A 15,651-nucleotide genomic window follows, 5' to 3' on the forward strand; every position below is an offset into this window, starting at 1 on the left:
ACGACAGCGGTGGGCTGGAATCGCCCGGCGGAGTGCTACCGCCGGCCACGGACAAGACTTCGCCGTCCGCGGCCCCGGACGCCCCGCCGGCTCCGGACGCGCCTCCGCCGCCCCCGCCGCCGGACGCGCCGCCGCCGGCCCCCGCGGCCTTCGACCCCAACGTGCCGCCGCCTCCGGGCCCGGACGTGCCGCCGCCCCCGCCGGTGAGGGCGTACAGCGTCAACTGGGACGCCATCGCGCAGTGCGAGTCGGGTGGTAACTGGGGGATCAACACCGGGAACGGCTTCTCCGGTGGCCTGCAGTTCACCTCGAGCACCTGGCACGCCAACGGCGGCAGCGGTTCGCCCCAGAACGCGAGCCGTGAGGAGCAGATCCGGGTGGCCGAGAACGTGCTGCACTCGCAGGGCATCGGCGCTTGGCCGGTCTGCGGCCGTCGCGGCTGATCATCGGACAACGCAGTAATAAGTAGTGCCGGGCCACGGGCCCGGCACTACTTATTTGTGGGAGGGGTAGCGTCGGGCCCGTGACCGCAACGCCGCGCGAATTCGACATCGTGTTGTACGGGGCGACCGGCTTCGTCGGGAAGTTGACCGCCGAATACTTGGCGCGGTCGGCGCCCGGCACGCGGGTCGCGCTGGCCGGCAGGTCAACCGAGCGGTTGCGCGCGGTCCGGGACACCCTGGGCGAGTCGGCGCAGTCCTGGCCGCTTGTCACCGCCGACGCGTCATCGCCCTCGACGCTCGACGAGATGGCGGCCCGCACCCAGGTCGTCATCACCACGGTCGGGCCCTACACCCGCTACGGGCTGCCGCTGGTGGCCGCCTGCGCCGCCGCGGGCACCGACTACGCCGACCTGACCGGTGAGCCGCCGTTCATCCGCGACAGCATCGACTCCTACCACAAGCAGGCCGCCGATACCGGCGCCCGCATCGTGCACTGTTGCGGATTCGACTCCGTTCCTTCGGATCTCACCGTGTACGCGCTGTATCTCGCGGCCCGCGGCGACGGTGCGGGGGAGCTGGCCCGCACCGACTTCGTCGTGCGCTCCATGTCCGGCGGGCTGTCGGGCGGCACCATCGCGTCGCTGCTGGAAGTGTTGGACACGGCGTCGCGCGATGCCGACGAGCGTCGCCGGCTCTCGGACCCGTACACGCTGAGCACCGATCGCGCCGCCGAACCGGATTTGGGCCGCCAGCCCGACCTGCCCTGGCGTCGAGGCAGTGACATCGCGCCCGAACTGGCCGGGGTGTGGACCGGCGGATTCATGATGGCACCGGTCAACACCCGAATCGTGCGGCGCAGCAACGCATTAATGGACTGGGCCTACGGCAGGCAGTTCCGGTACAGCGAAAGCCTGAGCCTGGGCTCGTCGCCCCTGGCGCCGGTGGGATCCGCCGTCCTGAGCGGCGTGGGCAACGCCGGCATGGAACTGGGCAGCCGTTATTTCCGGCTGCTGCCCCGCAAGCTGCTGGAACGCATCCTGCCTAAGCCGGGTACCGGTCCGAGTGAGGCGGCGCGCGAGCGTGGCTACTACCGGATCGAGACTTACACCACCACGACCACCGGCGCGCGGTACGTCGCACGCATGGAGCAACGCGGCGATCCCGGTTATAAGGCGACCGCGGTGCTGTTGGGGGAGTGCGCCCTTGCGCTCGCGTTCGACCGCGACAAGCTGTCGGCGCTGCGCGGCGTCCTCACGCCCGCGGCCGCGATGGGTGACGCGCTGCTTGACAGGTTCCCCGCCGCCGGTGTGACCTTGCAGGTCGACCGGCTGGGGAAGTGACCCGGCTCACCTGCAGTTTGGGCACTTACATTCAGGTGAGCGGCGCTCCCTAGAATTGACGGGTGACCGCCAGCCGCAGCCCCGCCACCGACCTGCCCAAGTCGTGGGATCCCGCTGCCGCCGAAGACGCGATCTACCAGAAATGGCTCGACGCGGGCTACTTCAAGGCCGACGCGGCCAGCGCCAAGCCCGGCTACTCGATCGTGCTGCCCCCGCCGAACGTCACCGGCAGCCTGCACATGGGTCACGCGCTCGAACACACCATGATGGACGCCCTGACCCGTCGTAAGCGGATGCAGGGATACGAGGTGCTCTGGCAGCCGGGCACCGACCACGCGGGCATCGCGACCCAGAGCGTGGTGGAACGGCAGCTCGCGGTCGACGGGAAGACCAAAGAGGACTTCGGCCGGGAGCTGTTCGTCGACAAGGTGTGGGACTGGAAGCGGGAGTCCGGCGGCGCCATCGGCGGCCAGATGCGCCGGCTGGGCGACGGGGTGGACTGGAGCCGCGACCGGTTCACCATGGACGAGGGCCTGTCGCGGGCGGTGCGAACGATTTTCAAGCGGCTCTACGACGCCGGGTTGATCTATCAGGCCGAGCGGCTGGTCAACTGGTCCCCGGTGCTCGAGACCGCGATCTCCGACCTCGAGGTCAACTACCTCGACGTCGAAGGCGAGCTGGTGTCGTTCCGCTACGGCTCGCTCGACGATTCGCAACCCCACATCGTGGTCGCCACCACCCGGGTCGAGACGATGCTGGGCGACACCGCGATCGCGGTCCATCCCGACGACGAGCGCTACCGCCACCTGGTGGGCACCACCTTGCCGCACCCCTTCGTGGACCGTCAGCTACTCATCGTCGCCGACGAACACGTCGACCCCGAATTCGGTACTGGCGCGGTCAAAGTCACCCCGGCGCACGACCCCAACGACTTCGAGATCGGGCTGCGGCACCAGCTGCCGATGATCTCGATCATGGATACCAAGGGCCGAATCGTCGACACCGGCACGCAATTCGACGGCATGGACCGCTTCGAGGCCCGGGTGGCGGTGCGCGAGGCGCTGGCCGGGCAGGGCCGCGTCGTGGAGGAGAAACGACCTTACCTGCACAGCGTGGGCCATTCCGAGCGCAGCGGCGAGCCGATCGAGCCGCGGCTATCGCTGCAATGGTGGGTGCGGGTGGAATCGCTGGCCAAGGCCGCCGGTGACGCTGTTCGCAACGGGGACACCGTCATTCACCCCGCCAGCCTGGAGCCACGCTGGTTCGCCTGGGTCGACGACATGCATGACTGGTGCATCTCCCGGCAGCTTTGGTGGGGACATCGCATCCCGATCTGGTACGGGCCGGACGGCGAACAGGTGTGCGTCGGGCCCGACGAGACGCCGCCGGAGGGCTGGGAGCAGGACCCGGACGTGCTGGACACCTGGTTCTCGTCGGCCCTGTGGCCGTTCTCCACGTTGGGCTGGCCGGAAAAGACTCCAGAGCTGGAAAAGTTCTATCCCACAAGCGTTTTGGTGACCGGATACGATATCCTGTTTTTCTGGGTCGCCCGGATGATGATGTTCGGCACCTACGTGGGCGGCGACGACACGATCACGCTCGACGGCCGTCGCTCCCCGCAGGTGCCGTTCACCGATGTGTTCCTGCACGGCCTGATCCGCGACGAGTTCGGCCGCAAGATGAGCAAGTCCAAGGGCAACGTCATCGACCCGCTGGACTGGGTCGAAATGTTCGGGGCCGACGCGCTGCGGTTCACGCTGGCCCGCGGCGCCAGCCCCGGCGGTGACCTCGCCGTCAGCGAGGACGCCGTCCGCGCGTCGCGCAGTTTCGTCACCAAGTTGTTCAACGCCACCCGGTTCGCGCTCCTGAACGGTGCGCGTCCGGCGCCGCTGCCCGATCTCGCCGACCTCACGGACGAGGACCGCTGGATCCTGGGACGGCTGGAGGAGGTTCGTGCCGAGGTCGATTCGGCGTTCGACGTCTACGAGTTCAGCCGGGCCTGCGAGGCGCTCTACCACTTCACCTGGGACGAATTCTGTGACTGGTACGTCGAATTGGCGAAGACACAGCTGTCCGAGGGGATCACCCACACCACCGCCGTGCTGGCCGCGGTGCTGGACACGCTGCTGCGGCTGCTGCACCCGGTCATCCCGTTCGTCACCGAGGCGCTGTGGCAGGCGCTGACCGGCGGGGAGTCGCTGGTGATCGCCGACTGGCCGGCGCCGTCCGGCATCGCGCTGGATGCCGTTGCCGCGCAACGCGTCAACGACTTGCAGCGGCTCGTCACCGAGGTCCGCCGGTTCCGCAGCGATCAGGGGCTGGCCGATCGGCAGAAGGTGCCGGCCCAGTTGGCCGGCGGCGGCCACTTGAGCGCACAGGTGATGGCCCTGACCTCGCTGACCACCCCGGGTACGGATTTCAATCCCTCTGCGTCCCTTGAGGTCCGGCTCGGCGACGACACCATGGTCGTCGAAATCGACACGTCGGGCACCATCGACGTGGCCGCCGAACGCCGCCGCCTGGAGAAGGACCTCGCCGTGGCGCAGAAGGAGCTGGCGTCCACCACCGCCAAACTGGCCAACGAGGACTTCCTGGGCAAGGCCCCGCAGAACGTCGTCGACAAGATCCGGGACCGCCAGCGGGTGGCCCGGGAGGAGACCGAGCGCATCAACGCCAGGCTGGCTGCGCTGCAATGACGTCCGAGCAGCCCGACTGGGCGCCAAGCACCGGCCTGGCGCCCACCCCGGACGAGATCGCCGCCCTGCTGCAGGTCGAGCACCTGCTGGATCAGCGCTGGCCGGAGACGAAGCTCGAACCGAGCCTGACCCGGATCAGCGCCCTGATGGACTTGCTCGGCTCACCCCAACTGGCCTATCCCTCGATCCACATCGCCGGCACCAACGGAAAGACTTCGGTGGCGCGCATGGTGGACGCGCTGGTGACCGCGCTGCACCAGCGCACCGGGCGGACCACCAGCCCGCACCTGCAATCGGCGGTCGAGCGCATCGCCCTCGACGGACGGCCGGTCACCCCCGCCCAATACGTGGCGACCTACCGGGAGATCGAACCGTTCGTCCAGATCGTCGACGCCCAGTCGCAGGACGCGGGCGGCCCGGCGATGAGCAAGTTCGAGGTGCTGACGGCGATGGCGTTCGCGGCGTTCGCCGACGCGCCCGTCGACGTTGCGGTGGTCGAGGTCGGCATGGGCGGGCGCTGGGACGCCACCAACGTGATCAACGCGCCGGTGGCGGTCATCACGCCCGTGGGCATCGACCACGTCGAATACCTCGGCGGCGACCTTCCCGGCATCGCCGGCGAAAAGGCCGGCATCATCACCAAAGCGCCCGAGGGCGCACCCGACACCGTCGCGGTCATCGCCCGGCAGGCGCCCGAAGCGATGGAGGTGCTGCTGGCCCAGGCCGTGCGCGCCGACGCCGCGGTGGCCCGCGAGGGATCGGAGTTCGCGGTCCTGGGCCGCCAGATCGCGATCGGCGGCCAGGTGCTCGAACTGCAGGGCCTCGGCGGGGTGTACCCGGACATCTACCTGCCGCTGCACGGGGAACACCAGGCCCACAACGCGGTGGTGGCACTCGCGGCCGTGGAAGCTTTCTTCGGCGCCGGCGCGCAGCGGCAACTCGACGTCGAGGCGGTGCGGGCCGGTTTCGCCGCCGTCACCAGCCCCGGCCGGCTCGAACGCATGCGCAGCGCGCCCACCGTGTTCATCGACGCCGCCCACAATCCGGCCGGCGCGGCCGCGCTGGCGCAGACGCTGGGCGACGAATTCGACTTCCGATACCTGGTCGGCGTCCTCAGCGTGATGGCGGACAAGGACGTGGACGGCATCCTCGCCGCCCTGGAGCCGGCGTTCGACGCCGTGGTGGTGACCCATAACGGGTCCCCGCGGGCGCTCGACGTCGACTCGCTCGCGGTGGCGGCCGCGGCGCGGTTCGGACCCGAGCGGGTCACCACCTCCGAGAACCTGCGCGACGCCATCGACGCCGCCACCGCGCTCGTCGACGACGCGGCGACGGACGGGGAGGCCTCCGACTTCTCCGGCACCGGGGTCGTCATCACCGGCTCGGTCGTCACCGCCGGGGCGGCGCGGACCCTGTTCGGTCGTGATCCGGAATGACCGAGGAAGACCCGGCCCCGCCGGCCGACCCGTGGCGCAGCTTCGGCGCGGTGATGGCCGCCACGCTGCTCCTGGAAGCGATCGTGGTGCTGCTGGCGATCCCCGTGGTGAGCGCGGTCGGAGGCGGGCTGACCTCGGTGTCCCTGGGCTACCTGGTCAGCGTGGCCGGGCTGCTCATCGTGCTGGGCGGGGTGCAGCGCAAACCCTGGGCGATCTGGGTGAACCTGGCCGCTCAGCTGCTCCTGCTCGCCGGCTTCGCGGTGTACCCCGGCGTGGGATTCATCGGGGTGCTGTTCACCGGCCTGTGGGCCTTGATCGCGTACTTCCGGGCCGAGGTGCGGCGCCGGCAGCCGTAGGGCCCGGTCGCCGCCCGGCCGATCGGCGCCCGGTTCTGTACGCTGTCCGCCGTGACCGAACGGACCCTGGTACTGATCAAGCCGGACGGCGTCGAGCGGCAGCTGGTGGGGGAAATCATCAGCCGCATCGAGCGGAAGGGCCTGACCATCGCCGCGCTGGAGCTTCGGCGCGTCGGCGGGGACCTGGCCGCCGCGCATTACGCCGAACACGAAGGCAAGCCGTTCTTCGAATCCCTGCTGGAGTTCATCACCTCGGGACCGGTGGTGGCGGCGATCGTCGAGGGACCGCGCGCGATTGCCGCATTTCGGCAGCTCGCGGGCGGTACCGACCCGGTCGAGAAGGCCACGCCCGGCACCATTCGGGGCGATTTCGGGCTGGAGACCCAGTTCAACCTCGTGCACGGGTCGGACTCGCCGGAGTCCGCAAAGCGCGAAATCGCGCTCTGGTTTCCCGACGCCTAGCGACCCAGCTAACGGCGCGCTGACGGCCGGTTTGCTCGGGGGCGGCTTGGCTCGCCGAGTGATGTGGGATACTGACGGAGGGTGAACGTCGCCGGACCGGTGTCGGACACCCGAATGAAGACTTAGACAAGCGCGATCATCGCCACCGGCGTTGGTGCGCGGCATGTCAGGCCATCATTCAGCACGGCGCCGAGTGCGTTCCCCGCGAACCGCTCGGGGCGAGACCATCACAAGTCCGGGAAGCCACCCGGACCCATAGCGAAGCCCTCGCGTGGCCGCGTCGCAAGGACGCGCCCGGGGGCTTGAGGAGAATACGTGGTAGACGGTGCACCATCTGCAGAGTCATCCGAAGAGCCGACCGGGCACGACGAACTGCCGGACCGCCTGAGAGTTCATTCGCTGGCACGAACGCTGGGAACCACCAGCCAGCGGGTGCTGGACGCGCTGAGCGCACTCGACGGGCGGGTGCGCAGCGCGCACTCCACCGTCGACCGCGACGACGCCGTCCGGGTGCGCGATCTGCTGGCCGCCCAGCCCGACGGCGGCGCCGAAAGCGCCGCCGACGCCGTGAGCGCTGCAAACGCCGAGGCCGCGGCCGAGGAACCCGAATCCCGGTTGATGCTGGAGACCGCGACCGAGCGGCCGCATTACATGCCGCTGTTCGTCGCCCCGCAGCCGATACCGGAAGGCGAGGACGACGCAAGCGCCGACGAGGGCTCCGATTCGGACTCCGACTCCGACGATTCCGACGCCGACGACGAAGACGACGAGCAGGCCGATCGGCCGGCCAACCGGCGCCGCCGCCGAGGGCGCCGTGGCCGGGGCCGCGGCCGCGGTGAGCAGGGCGGATCCGACAGTCAAGACGGCGGTGAGGACGACGAGCCGCAGCAGCGGGGCCAGAAGGCCGGCCGCGACGATTCCGCCGACGCCGATGCCGAGGACGACGACGACTCCGACGACTCCGATGCCGGTGACGACGGCTCCGCGGAGGGCGGCAACCGCCGTCGCCGCAGGCGCCGGCGTCGCAAGTCGGGTGCGGGCGGCGACGATGGCGACGAATCGCCGTCCCCGGACGACCCGCCGAACACGGTCGTGCACGAGCGGCCGCCCCGCAACGGCAAGAACGGCGGCGACGGCTCGTCGAACGCCGAGATCAAGGGCATCGACGGCTCCACCCGCCTCGAGGCCAAGCGGCAGCGGCGCCGCGACGGCCGCGGCGCCGGGCGCCGCCGCCCGCCGGTGCTGACCGAGGCGGAGTTCCTGGCGCGCCGGGAGGCCGTCGAACGGATCATGGTCGTGCGCGACAGGGTCCGCAGCGAGCCGCCGCATCAGGGGGCGCGGTACACCCAGATCGCGGTGCTCGAGGACGGCATCGTCGTCGAGCACTTCGTGACGTCGGCCGCTTCCGCCTCGCTGGTCGGCAACATCTACCTCGGGATCGTGCAGAACGTCCTGCCCTCGATGGAGGCGGCGTTCGTCGACATCGGCCGCGGCCGCAACGGCGTGCTCTACGCCGGCGAGGTCAACTGGGAAGCCGCCGGGCTGGGCGGGTCGGACCGCAAGATCGAACAGGCGCTCAAGCCGGGCGACTACGTCGTGGTCCAGGTCAGCAAGGATCCCGTCGGGCACAAGGGCGCCCGGCTGACCACCCAGGTGTCGCTGGCCGGCCGCTACCTGGTCTACGTGCCCGGCGCGTCGTCGACCGGGATCAGCCGCAAGCTGCCCGACACCGAACGGCAGCGGCTCAAGGAGATCCTGCGCGAGGTGGTCCCGTCCGACGCCGGGGTGATCATCCGCACGGCGTCCGAGGGCGTCAAAGAGGACGACATCCGCAACGACGTCACCCGCCTACAGGAGCGCTGGAAGCAGATCGAGGCCAAGGCGGCGGAGATCACGGGTAAGGCCGCCGGCGCCGCCGTCGCGCTCTACGAAGAGCCCGACGTGCTGGTCAAGGTCATCCGCGACCTGTTCAACGAGGACTTCGCCGGCCTGGTCGTCTCCGGCGACGATGCATGGACCACCATCACCGAATACGTGAATTCCGTTGCGCCCGATCTAGTTTCGAAGCTCAGCAAGTACGAGCCGCCCAGCGGGTCGGAGGGTCAGCCGGGTCCGGACGTGTTCGCGGTGCATCGCATCGACGAGCAACTCGCCAAGGCGATGGAGCGCAAGGTGTGGCTGCCCTCGGGCGGCACGCTGGTGATCGACCGCACCGAGGCCATGACCGTCGTCGACGTCAACACCGGCAAGTTCACCGGCTCCGGCGGCAACCTCGAACAGACCGTCACCAAGAACAACCTGGAGGCGGCCGAGGAGATCGTCCGGCAACTGCGGCTGCGCGACATCGGCGGCATCGTGGTCATCGACTTCATCGACATGGTCCTCGAGTCCAACCGCGACCTGGTGTTGCGACGGCTGACCGAGGCGCTGGCCCGGGACCGCACCCGCCATCAGGTGTCGGAGGTGACGTCGCTGGGACTGGTCCAGCTGACCCGCAAGCGGTTGGGCACCGGGCTGATCGAGGCCTTCTCGACGTCGTGCACGCACTGTGGCGGCCGCGGGATCGTGCTGCACACCGACCCGGTGGACTCGGCGCCGTCGAACGGGCGCAAGTCCGAGGGCGGTGGACGCCGCGGCAGGCGCTCGAAGAAGAACCGGGCCGAGGAGCCGGTGGTGGCCAAGGTGCCCGCGCACGCCCCGGGCGAGCACCCGATGTTCAAGGCCATGGCCGCCGGCGGCCCCGGGCAGACCGGCCGTGCCGACGAGGAATCCGACGAATCCGCCGTGGAAGCCACCGACGAGCTCGACGAGCAGAAGCGGCGCGACCTGGCCGACGTGGAGGACACCGAGGACACCGAGCAGGAGGACTTCGAGGAGTCCGACGACAGCGATGACGACACCGACGAAGACGACGAGCTCGACGACGAGGACGACGAGGCCGACGACGAGGACGAAGACATCGACGACGAGGAAGACCTCGGCGATGACGACGACGACCTCGAGATGGACGACGACGACCTGGACGTCGAGGACGACGACTCCGAAGACTCCGACTCCGACGGCGGAGACGGCGGGCCGGCGTTCGGGCGTCCGCGTCGGCGCCGCGCGGCGGGCAGGCCGGCCGGCCCTCCCATCCACGCGGACTGACCTGACCCGGTTTGACCCTGTAGCCGCTGGTCAAGTACCCTAGGACAGTTGTCGCCAGGCCGGTTGGGCTTGGGCCGGTGACGGCGGGACTCCCGGGCAGTCGGCGCGGACCCGCAACCAAGACCCACCACGCGCACCGCCGGTGGCTCGCGCGCGAAGCGCCGACCAAGCGGCTGAGCAGAGGAAAGAAGGCAGGAGCAACGATGGCGACCTACGCAATCGTCAAGACGGGCGGCAAGCAGTACAAGGTCGCCGTCGGGGACGTGGTCAAGGTCGAGAAGCTCGACTCCGACCCGGGCGCGAACGTGTCGCTGCCCGTCACCCTGGTGGTGGACGGCGCGAAGGTGACCACCGACGCCGCCGCACTGGCCAAGGTCGCGGTGACCGGCGAGGTGCTCGAGCACACCAAGGGCCCGAAGATCCGCATCCACAAGTTCAGGAACAAGACCGGCTACCACAAGCGTCAGGGACACCGTCAGCAGCTGACGGTCCTGAAGGTCACCGGAATCAAGTAGCGGGAGGCGACAAGAATGGCACACAAGAAGGGCGCTTCCAGCTCGCGCAACGGTCGCGATTCCGCAGCCCAGCGGCTGGGCGTGAAGCGATTCGGCGGCCAGATCGTCAAGGCCGGCGAAATCATCGTTCGCCAGCGTGGCACCAAGTTCCACCCCGGCGTGAACGTCGGGCGCGGCGGTGACGACACGCTGTTCGCCAAGGCGGCGGGGGCCGTCGAGTTCGGCGTCAAGCGCGGACGTAAGACCGTCAACATCGTCGCGGCCGGCCAGACCGCCGACTGACCACCGCGAGCGTGCGCTCACCGCTGAGAATCATCCCGAATTCGGCAGTGAGTACACGTCGGGCGGTTGGGAGGACCCTCGATGCCCCGGTTCGTCGATCGCGTCGTCATCCACGCGCGTGCGGGCTCCGGCGGTAACGGCTGCGCGTCGGTCCATCGCGAGAAATTCAAGCCACTGGGTGGTCCCGACGGCGGCAACGGCGGCCGCGGCGGCAGCATCGTGTTCGTCGTGGACCCGCAGGTGCACACCCTGCTGGACTTCCACTTCCACCCGCACGTCACCGCGCCGTCGGGCAAGCAGGGGATGGGCAACAACCGTGACGGCGCGGCCGGTGCGGACCTGGAAGTCAAAGTCCCCGACGGCACCGTCGTGCTGGACGAAAACGGCCGGCTGCTGGCCGATTTGGTCGGCGCGGGCACCCGTTTCGAAGCCGCGGCCGGCGGCCGTGGCGGCCTGGGCAACGCGGCGCTGGCGTCGCGCGCCCGCAAGGCCCCCGGCTTCGCGCTGCTCGGCGAGCAGGGCGAAACGCGGGACCTGACCCTCGAACTCAAGACCGTCGCCGACGCCGGCCTCATCGGGTTCCCCTCGGCCGGCAAATCCTCACTGGTGTCGGCGATCTCGGCCGCCAAACCCAAGGTCGCGGACTACCCGTTCACCACGCTGGTGCCGAACCTGGGCGTGGTGTCGGCGGGCGAGCACACCTTCACCGTCGCCGACGTGCCGGGCCTGATCCCCGGCGCTTCCCAGGGCCGCGGCCTGGGCCTGGATTTCCTTCGCCACATCGAGCGCTGCGCCGTGCTGGTGCACGTCGTCGACTGCGCCACGGCGGAGCCGGGCCGCGACCCGATCTCCGACATCGAGGCGCTGGAAGGCGAACTCGCCGCGTACAAGCCCACCCTGCAAGGGGATACGACGCTGGGCGATCTCGCGGAACGGCCCCGGGCGGTGGTGCTCAACAAGATCGACGTGCCAGAGGCGCGCGAACTCGCCGAGTTCGTCCGCGACGAGATCGCCGAGCGCGGCTGGCCGGTGTACCTGGTATCGACGGTCTCCCGAGAAGGGTTGCAGCCCTTGATATTCGGGTTGTGGCGGATGATCTCGGAGTACAACGCGGCCCGGCCGGCGATCGTGCCGCGGCGCCCGGTCATCCGTCCGGTCCCGGTCGACGACAGCGGCTTTGCCGTAGAGCCGGACGGCGAGGGCGGCTTCCTCGTCACCGGCGCCCGGCCGCAGCGATGGGTCCGCCAGACCAACTTCGACAACGGCGAGGCCGTCGGTTATCTCGCCGATCGACTGGCCCGGCTGGGGGTCGAGGAGGAGTTGCTGCGCCTCGGCGCGCAACCCGGCTGCGCCGTGACGATCGGGGACATGACGTTCGACTGGGAGCCGCAAACGCCTGCGGGACAACACGTTGCGATGTCCGGCAGGGGCACGGACGTTCGGCTGGAACGCAGCGAACGCACCGGCGCCGCCGAGCGCAAGGCGGCCCGGCGGCAGCGCCGAGAGCGCGGCGACGACCCCGGTGAGCGGTCGTGAGTGCGCACCGCGAAGCCGTCCGGACCGCGCGCAGCCTGGTCGTCAAGGTCGGGACCAACGCACTGACGACGGCGGCCGGTGTGTTCGACGCCGGGAGGCTGGCCGGGCTCGCCGACGCCATCGAGTCGCGGATGAAGGCGGGCACCGACGTCGTCATCGTGTCGTCGGGCGCCATCGCCGCCGGTATCGAGCCGCTCGGATTGACCCGGCGCCCGAAGGATTTGGCGACCAAGCAGGCCGCGGCCAGCGTCGGGCAGGTCGCGCTGGTGAACGCGTGGAGCGCGGCGTTCGCCCGCTACGGCCGTACGGTGGGGCAGGTGTTGCTGACCGCGCACGACATCTCGATGCGGGCCCAGCACACGAACGCCCAGCGCACCCTGGACCGGTTGCGCGCCCTGCGCGCGGTCGCGATCGTCAACGAAAACGACACGGTGGCCACCAACGAGATCCGGTTCGGCGACAACGATCGGCTTTCGGCGCTGGTGGCTCACCTCGTCGGCGCCGACGCCCTGGTGCTGCTCTCCGACATCGACGGCCTGTACGACTCCGATCCGCGAAAAACCAAGGGCGCGAGATTCATTGCGGAAGTGTCCGGCGCGGCGGACCTGTCCGGTGTGGTCGCGGGCCCGGGCAGCGACCTGGGCACCGGCGGGATGGTGTCGAAGATGTCGTCGGCCTTGCTGGCCGCCGACGCCGGGGTGCCGGTCCTGCTGGCCGCCGCGGACGACGCCGCGACCGCCCTCACCGACGCCTCGGTCGGCACGGTGTTCGCCGCACGGCCCGCGCGGATGTCGGCCCGGCGCTTCTGGGTCCGCTACGCCGCCGAGGCCGCCGGGGTGCTGACCCTCGACGAGGGCGCCGTGCGCGCGGTGGTGACCCAGCGCCGCTCGCTGCTGGCCGCCGGGATCACCGCGGTGGCGGGCCGGTTCTACGCCGGCGACGTCGTCGAACTGCGCGGACCGGACGCGGCCATGGTGGCCCGGGGCGTGGTGGCCTACGACGCCGCCGAACTGGCGACCATGATCGGCCGGTCGACCTCCGAGCTGCCGGGCGAGCTGCGCCGGCCCGCCGTGCACGCCGACGACCTGGTGGCGGTCTGAGCCGGGTCAGGTGAACGGGTTGCTGTTGTCCTGCCACGCCGCCGATTCCGGGCGCGGCCCGAACCGGCGCGCGTAATCCTCGTGCATCCGCGCCTGTTTCTTGTTCTTGAGCACGTCGACCATGTTCGGGTCGAGCCCGTGCTGGGCGAGCCGGTGCCGACGCCACACCTTGTTCAACGCCAGCGTGATCAGCAGGGCCCAGATGTACAGCGGCGCCGTCATCTCGGTGTGCACATACAGCGAAGCGGGCAGCAACCAAAAGGGTGCGAGGACGAACAGCGGCGGGATGGCCCACCGGATCATGTGCCGGCGCACTGCTCCCTTGCCGGCGAGATCGTTGGCGACCCAGTCGCGCATCGAGCTGGGCAGGCAGCGCCCGTACGAGTAGCCGATGTATTGCCACACGTTGGGTTTGGTGGTGGTCATGGTTCCCATTTTGTCCTCGTCCTGTCGCGGGCGCATCAGCGCACGGGCTTGAGATAGAGCGCACCCCAGACGATCTCGGCCAACGTCGCGGCCAGTTCCGGGTCGTATTCGGGTGGCTTCACCGGGAGCTCCTGCTGGCAGGCCCGCTCGACCATCCAGGTCAGCGCGCCGGCCGTGGTGGTCGCCGGCAGCTCCGGCCGGATCGAGCCATCGGCCTGGCCCTCCTCGATGACCCGGGCCATCCGCCCGGTGACCGCGGTCAGCAGGTTGCGGTAGGTCGCCGCGACCAGCGGGTCGTATCCGGCCATCTCGTTGAGCGCGACCAGCACCGGCTGGTGCCGGCGGTAGCTGGCGATGATGCCGTCCATCGCGGCGCGGACGTCACTGGGATCGTGGCGCCCGGCCACCGCCCACCAGCGCTCCGCGCTGTCGGCGAGGTCGGCGAAAACCTGGTTGGCCAGGCGACGCAGCAGGTGGCCCTTGTCCTCGAAGTAGATGTAGAAGCTCGCGCGGGAAATGCCGGCCGCGCTCGACAGCCGGTCAACGCTGAGCTCGGTGAAGCTGGCGCCCTCGCGCATCAGCCGCTCGGTGGCGTCCAGCAACCGGCGCTCGATCTGCTCGCGCCGCTGCTGGCGTTCCTGTTCGCGGTTGGCCTGCGGCTTGCGGGTGACCGATGGCATTCTCCCAGCATAGACCGTGATTCGACAACTTGACTAGACATCATGTCTAGGAATAGTGTCACAGGCGGATTTGTGACCGGGGTCATACGCGACGGAGGACCATCATGACCGTGCTGACCGGAAAGTCGGGCACCGAGCAACCCGGCCGCCCCTACGACCCCATCGACCTGTCCTCCCGCGCGTTCTGGGCGACGACCGCGGCCGAGCGGGAACGGTCGTTCGCCGTGCTGCGCGCCGAGCGGCCGGTGAGCTGGCACCCGCCGGTCGAAGACGCCCTGATGCCCGATCCCGCGGACCCCGGCTATTGGGCGATCACCCGGCGCGCCGACATCGTCGCGGTCAGCCGCAACAACGAGGTGTTCCTGTCCGGGCGGGGCGTGATGTTCGAGAACATCCCGGTGGAGCTGCTCGAAGCGTCCCAGTCGTTCCTGGCGATGGACCCGCCGCGGCACACCAAGCTGCGCAAGCTGGTCAGCGCCGCCTTCACCCCGCGCCAGGTGCGCCGCATCGAGGACTCGATCCGGGCCAACGCCCGCACCATCGTGGAAGAGCTGCGGGCCGCCGGCAGCGGGGCGGACTTCGTCGACCACTGCGCCAAGGAGCTGCCCATCCGCACGTTGTCGGACATGGTCGGGATCCCCGAATCCGAGCGCGAGCACATGGCGGCCGCCACCGACGCCATGGTGTCCTGGGCCGACCCGGCCTACCTCGACGGCCGCCACCCGATGGAGGTGCTGTTCGAGAACCAGACCTACGTGCACCAGGTGGCCGGGGAGCTGGCGGCCCAGCGCCGCGAGCATCCCGGCGACGACCTGATCAGCGGCCTGGTGAACGCCGAGGTCGACGGTGAGCGGTTGACCGACGCCGAGGTGGCCGCCTTCTTCGTGCTGCTTTCCGTGGCGGCCAACGACACCACCCGGCAAACGACCAGCCACGCAATGAAGGCGCTCACCGACTTCGGTGATCAGCGGGCGTGGTTGCTGGAGGATTTCGACAACCGAATCGGCACGGCGGTCGAGGAGTTCGTCCGGTGGGCCTCCCCGGTGATGACCTTCCGCCGCACGGCCGCAACGGATTTCGAATTGGGCGGCCAGCAGATAGCGGCGGGGGAGAAGGTGGTGATGTTCTACCCGTCGGGCAACTGGGACACCGAGACGTTCGATCATCCGGAACGGTTGGACCTGGGCCGCAGCCCCAACCCGCACGTCGGCTTCGGCGGCGGCGGCGTGCAC

14 protein-coding genes are annotated in these 15,651 nt (G+C 69.9%); 12 read left to right on the forward strand and 2 right to left on the reverse strand.

Going from position 1 to position 15,651, the window contains the following annotated elements; genetic code table 11:
- The first annotated feature begins 14 nt into the window (after positions 1-14).
- The 11 genes from A5702_RS22910 (at position 15) to proB (ending at position 13,313) form a co-directional block, all read left to right on the forward strand.
- Positions 15-443 (forward strand): transglycosylase family protein, encoded by a 429-nt coding sequence (locus A5702_RS22910; RefSeq protein WP_231965164.1) that lies wholly within the window; start codon positions 15-17, stop codon positions 441-443.
- Between the two features lie 80 nt (positions 444-523).
- Positions 524-1,783, forward strand: coding sequence for a trans-acting enoyl reductase family protein (locus A5702_RS22915; protein ID WP_055400120.1), 1,260 nt, complete (start codon positions 524-526; stop codon positions 1,781-1,783).
- 62 nt (positions 1,784-1,845) lie between these two features.
- Positions 1,846-4,479 carry a valine--tRNA ligase gene (locus tag A5702_RS22920; RefSeq protein ID WP_068224038.1) on the forward strand — a complete coding sequence of 878 codons (2,634 nt, stop codon included), beginning with the start codon at positions 1,846-1,848 and terminating at the stop codon, positions 4,477-4,479.
- Positions 4,476-5,915 (forward strand): folylpolyglutamate synthase/dihydrofolate synthase family protein, encoded by a 1,440-nt coding sequence (locus A5702_RS22925; protein ID WP_068224040.1) that lies wholly within the window; start codon positions 4,476-4,478, stop codon positions 5,913-5,915. Before A5702_RS22920 ends, A5702_RS22925 begins: the two co-directional genes overlap by 4 nt.
- A complete protein-coding gene (locus tag A5702_RS22930) occupies positions 5,912-6,271 on the forward strand; it encodes a DUF4233 domain-containing protein (protein ID WP_055400114.1) in 360 nt (119 codons plus the stop codon). The genes A5702_RS22925 and A5702_RS22930 overlap by 4 nt, the downstream gene beginning before the upstream one ends.
- A 51-nt stretch (positions 6,272-6,322) precedes the next feature.
- Positions 6,323-6,733, forward strand: a complete 411-nt coding sequence (gene ndk / locus A5702_RS22935) for a nucleoside-diphosphate kinase (protein ID WP_067821003.1) — start codon at positions 6,323-6,325, stop codon at positions 6,731-6,733.
- Positions 6,734-7,048: 315 nt separating this feature from the next.
- On the forward strand, positions 7,049-9,880 hold the full coding sequence (locus tag A5702_RS22940; protein WP_082956172.1) for an Rne/Rng family ribonuclease: 2,832 nt from the start codon (positions 7,049-7,051) through the stop codon (positions 9,878-9,880).
- Positions 9,881-10,083: 203 nt separating this feature from the next.
- Positions 10,084-10,395, forward strand: a complete 312-nt coding sequence (rplU, locus tag A5702_RS22945) for a 50S ribosomal protein L21 (protein ID WP_007169506.1) — start codon at positions 10,084-10,086, stop codon at positions 10,393-10,395.
- A gap of 15 nt (positions 10,396-10,410) precedes the next feature.
- On the forward strand, positions 10,411-10,677 hold the full coding sequence (gene rpmA, locus A5702_RS22950; protein ID WP_055400110.1) for a 50S ribosomal protein L27: 267 nt from the start codon (positions 10,411-10,413) through the stop codon (positions 10,675-10,677).
- 81 nt (positions 10,678-10,758) lie between these two features.
- Positions 10,759-12,213, forward strand: coding sequence for a GTPase ObgE (gene obgE / locus A5702_RS22955; protein ID WP_068224044.1), 1,455 nt, complete (start codon positions 10,759-10,761; stop codon positions 12,211-12,213).
- The gene (gene proB, locus A5702_RS22960) at positions 12,210-13,313 is read left to right on the forward strand and encodes a glutamate 5-kinase (RefSeq protein ID WP_067821009.1); all 1,104 of its coding nucleotides are present in this window, start codon (positions 12,210-12,212) and stop codon (positions 13,311-13,313) included. The genes obgE and proB overlap by 4 nt, the downstream gene beginning before the upstream one ends.
- Positions 13,314-13,319: 6 nt before the next feature.
- On the opposite strand, the gene A5702_RS22965 is transcribed toward proB, so the two are convergent.
- Together A5702_RS22965 and A5702_RS22970 are read right to left on the reverse strand one after the other, a co-directional pair.
- Positions 13,320-13,739 carry a DUF5313 domain-containing protein gene (locus A5702_RS22965; RefSeq protein ID WP_055400184.1) on the reverse strand — a complete coding sequence of 140 codons (420 nt, stop codon included), beginning with the start codon at positions 13,737-13,739 and terminating at the stop codon, positions 13,320-13,322.
- Positions 13,740-13,774: 35 nt separating this feature from the next.
- On the reverse strand, positions 13,775-14,419 hold the full coding sequence (locus A5702_RS22970) for a TetR/AcrR family transcriptional regulator (RefSeq protein WP_055400105.1): 645 nt from the start codon (positions 14,417-14,419) through the stop codon (positions 13,775-13,777).
- Between the two features lie 104 nt (positions 14,420-14,523).
- On the opposite strand from A5702_RS22970, the gene A5702_RS22975 reads away from it, so the two are divergent.
- Positions 14,524-15,651: cytochrome P450 (locus tag A5702_RS22975; RefSeq protein ID WP_068224046.1), on the forward strand; the 1,128-nt coding region annotated here is incomplete at its 3' end.

The organism is Mycobacterium sp. E3339 (assembly GCF_001666915.1).
Lineage (GTDB): Bacteria > Actinomycetota > Actinomycetes > Mycobacteriales > Mycobacteriaceae > Mycobacterium.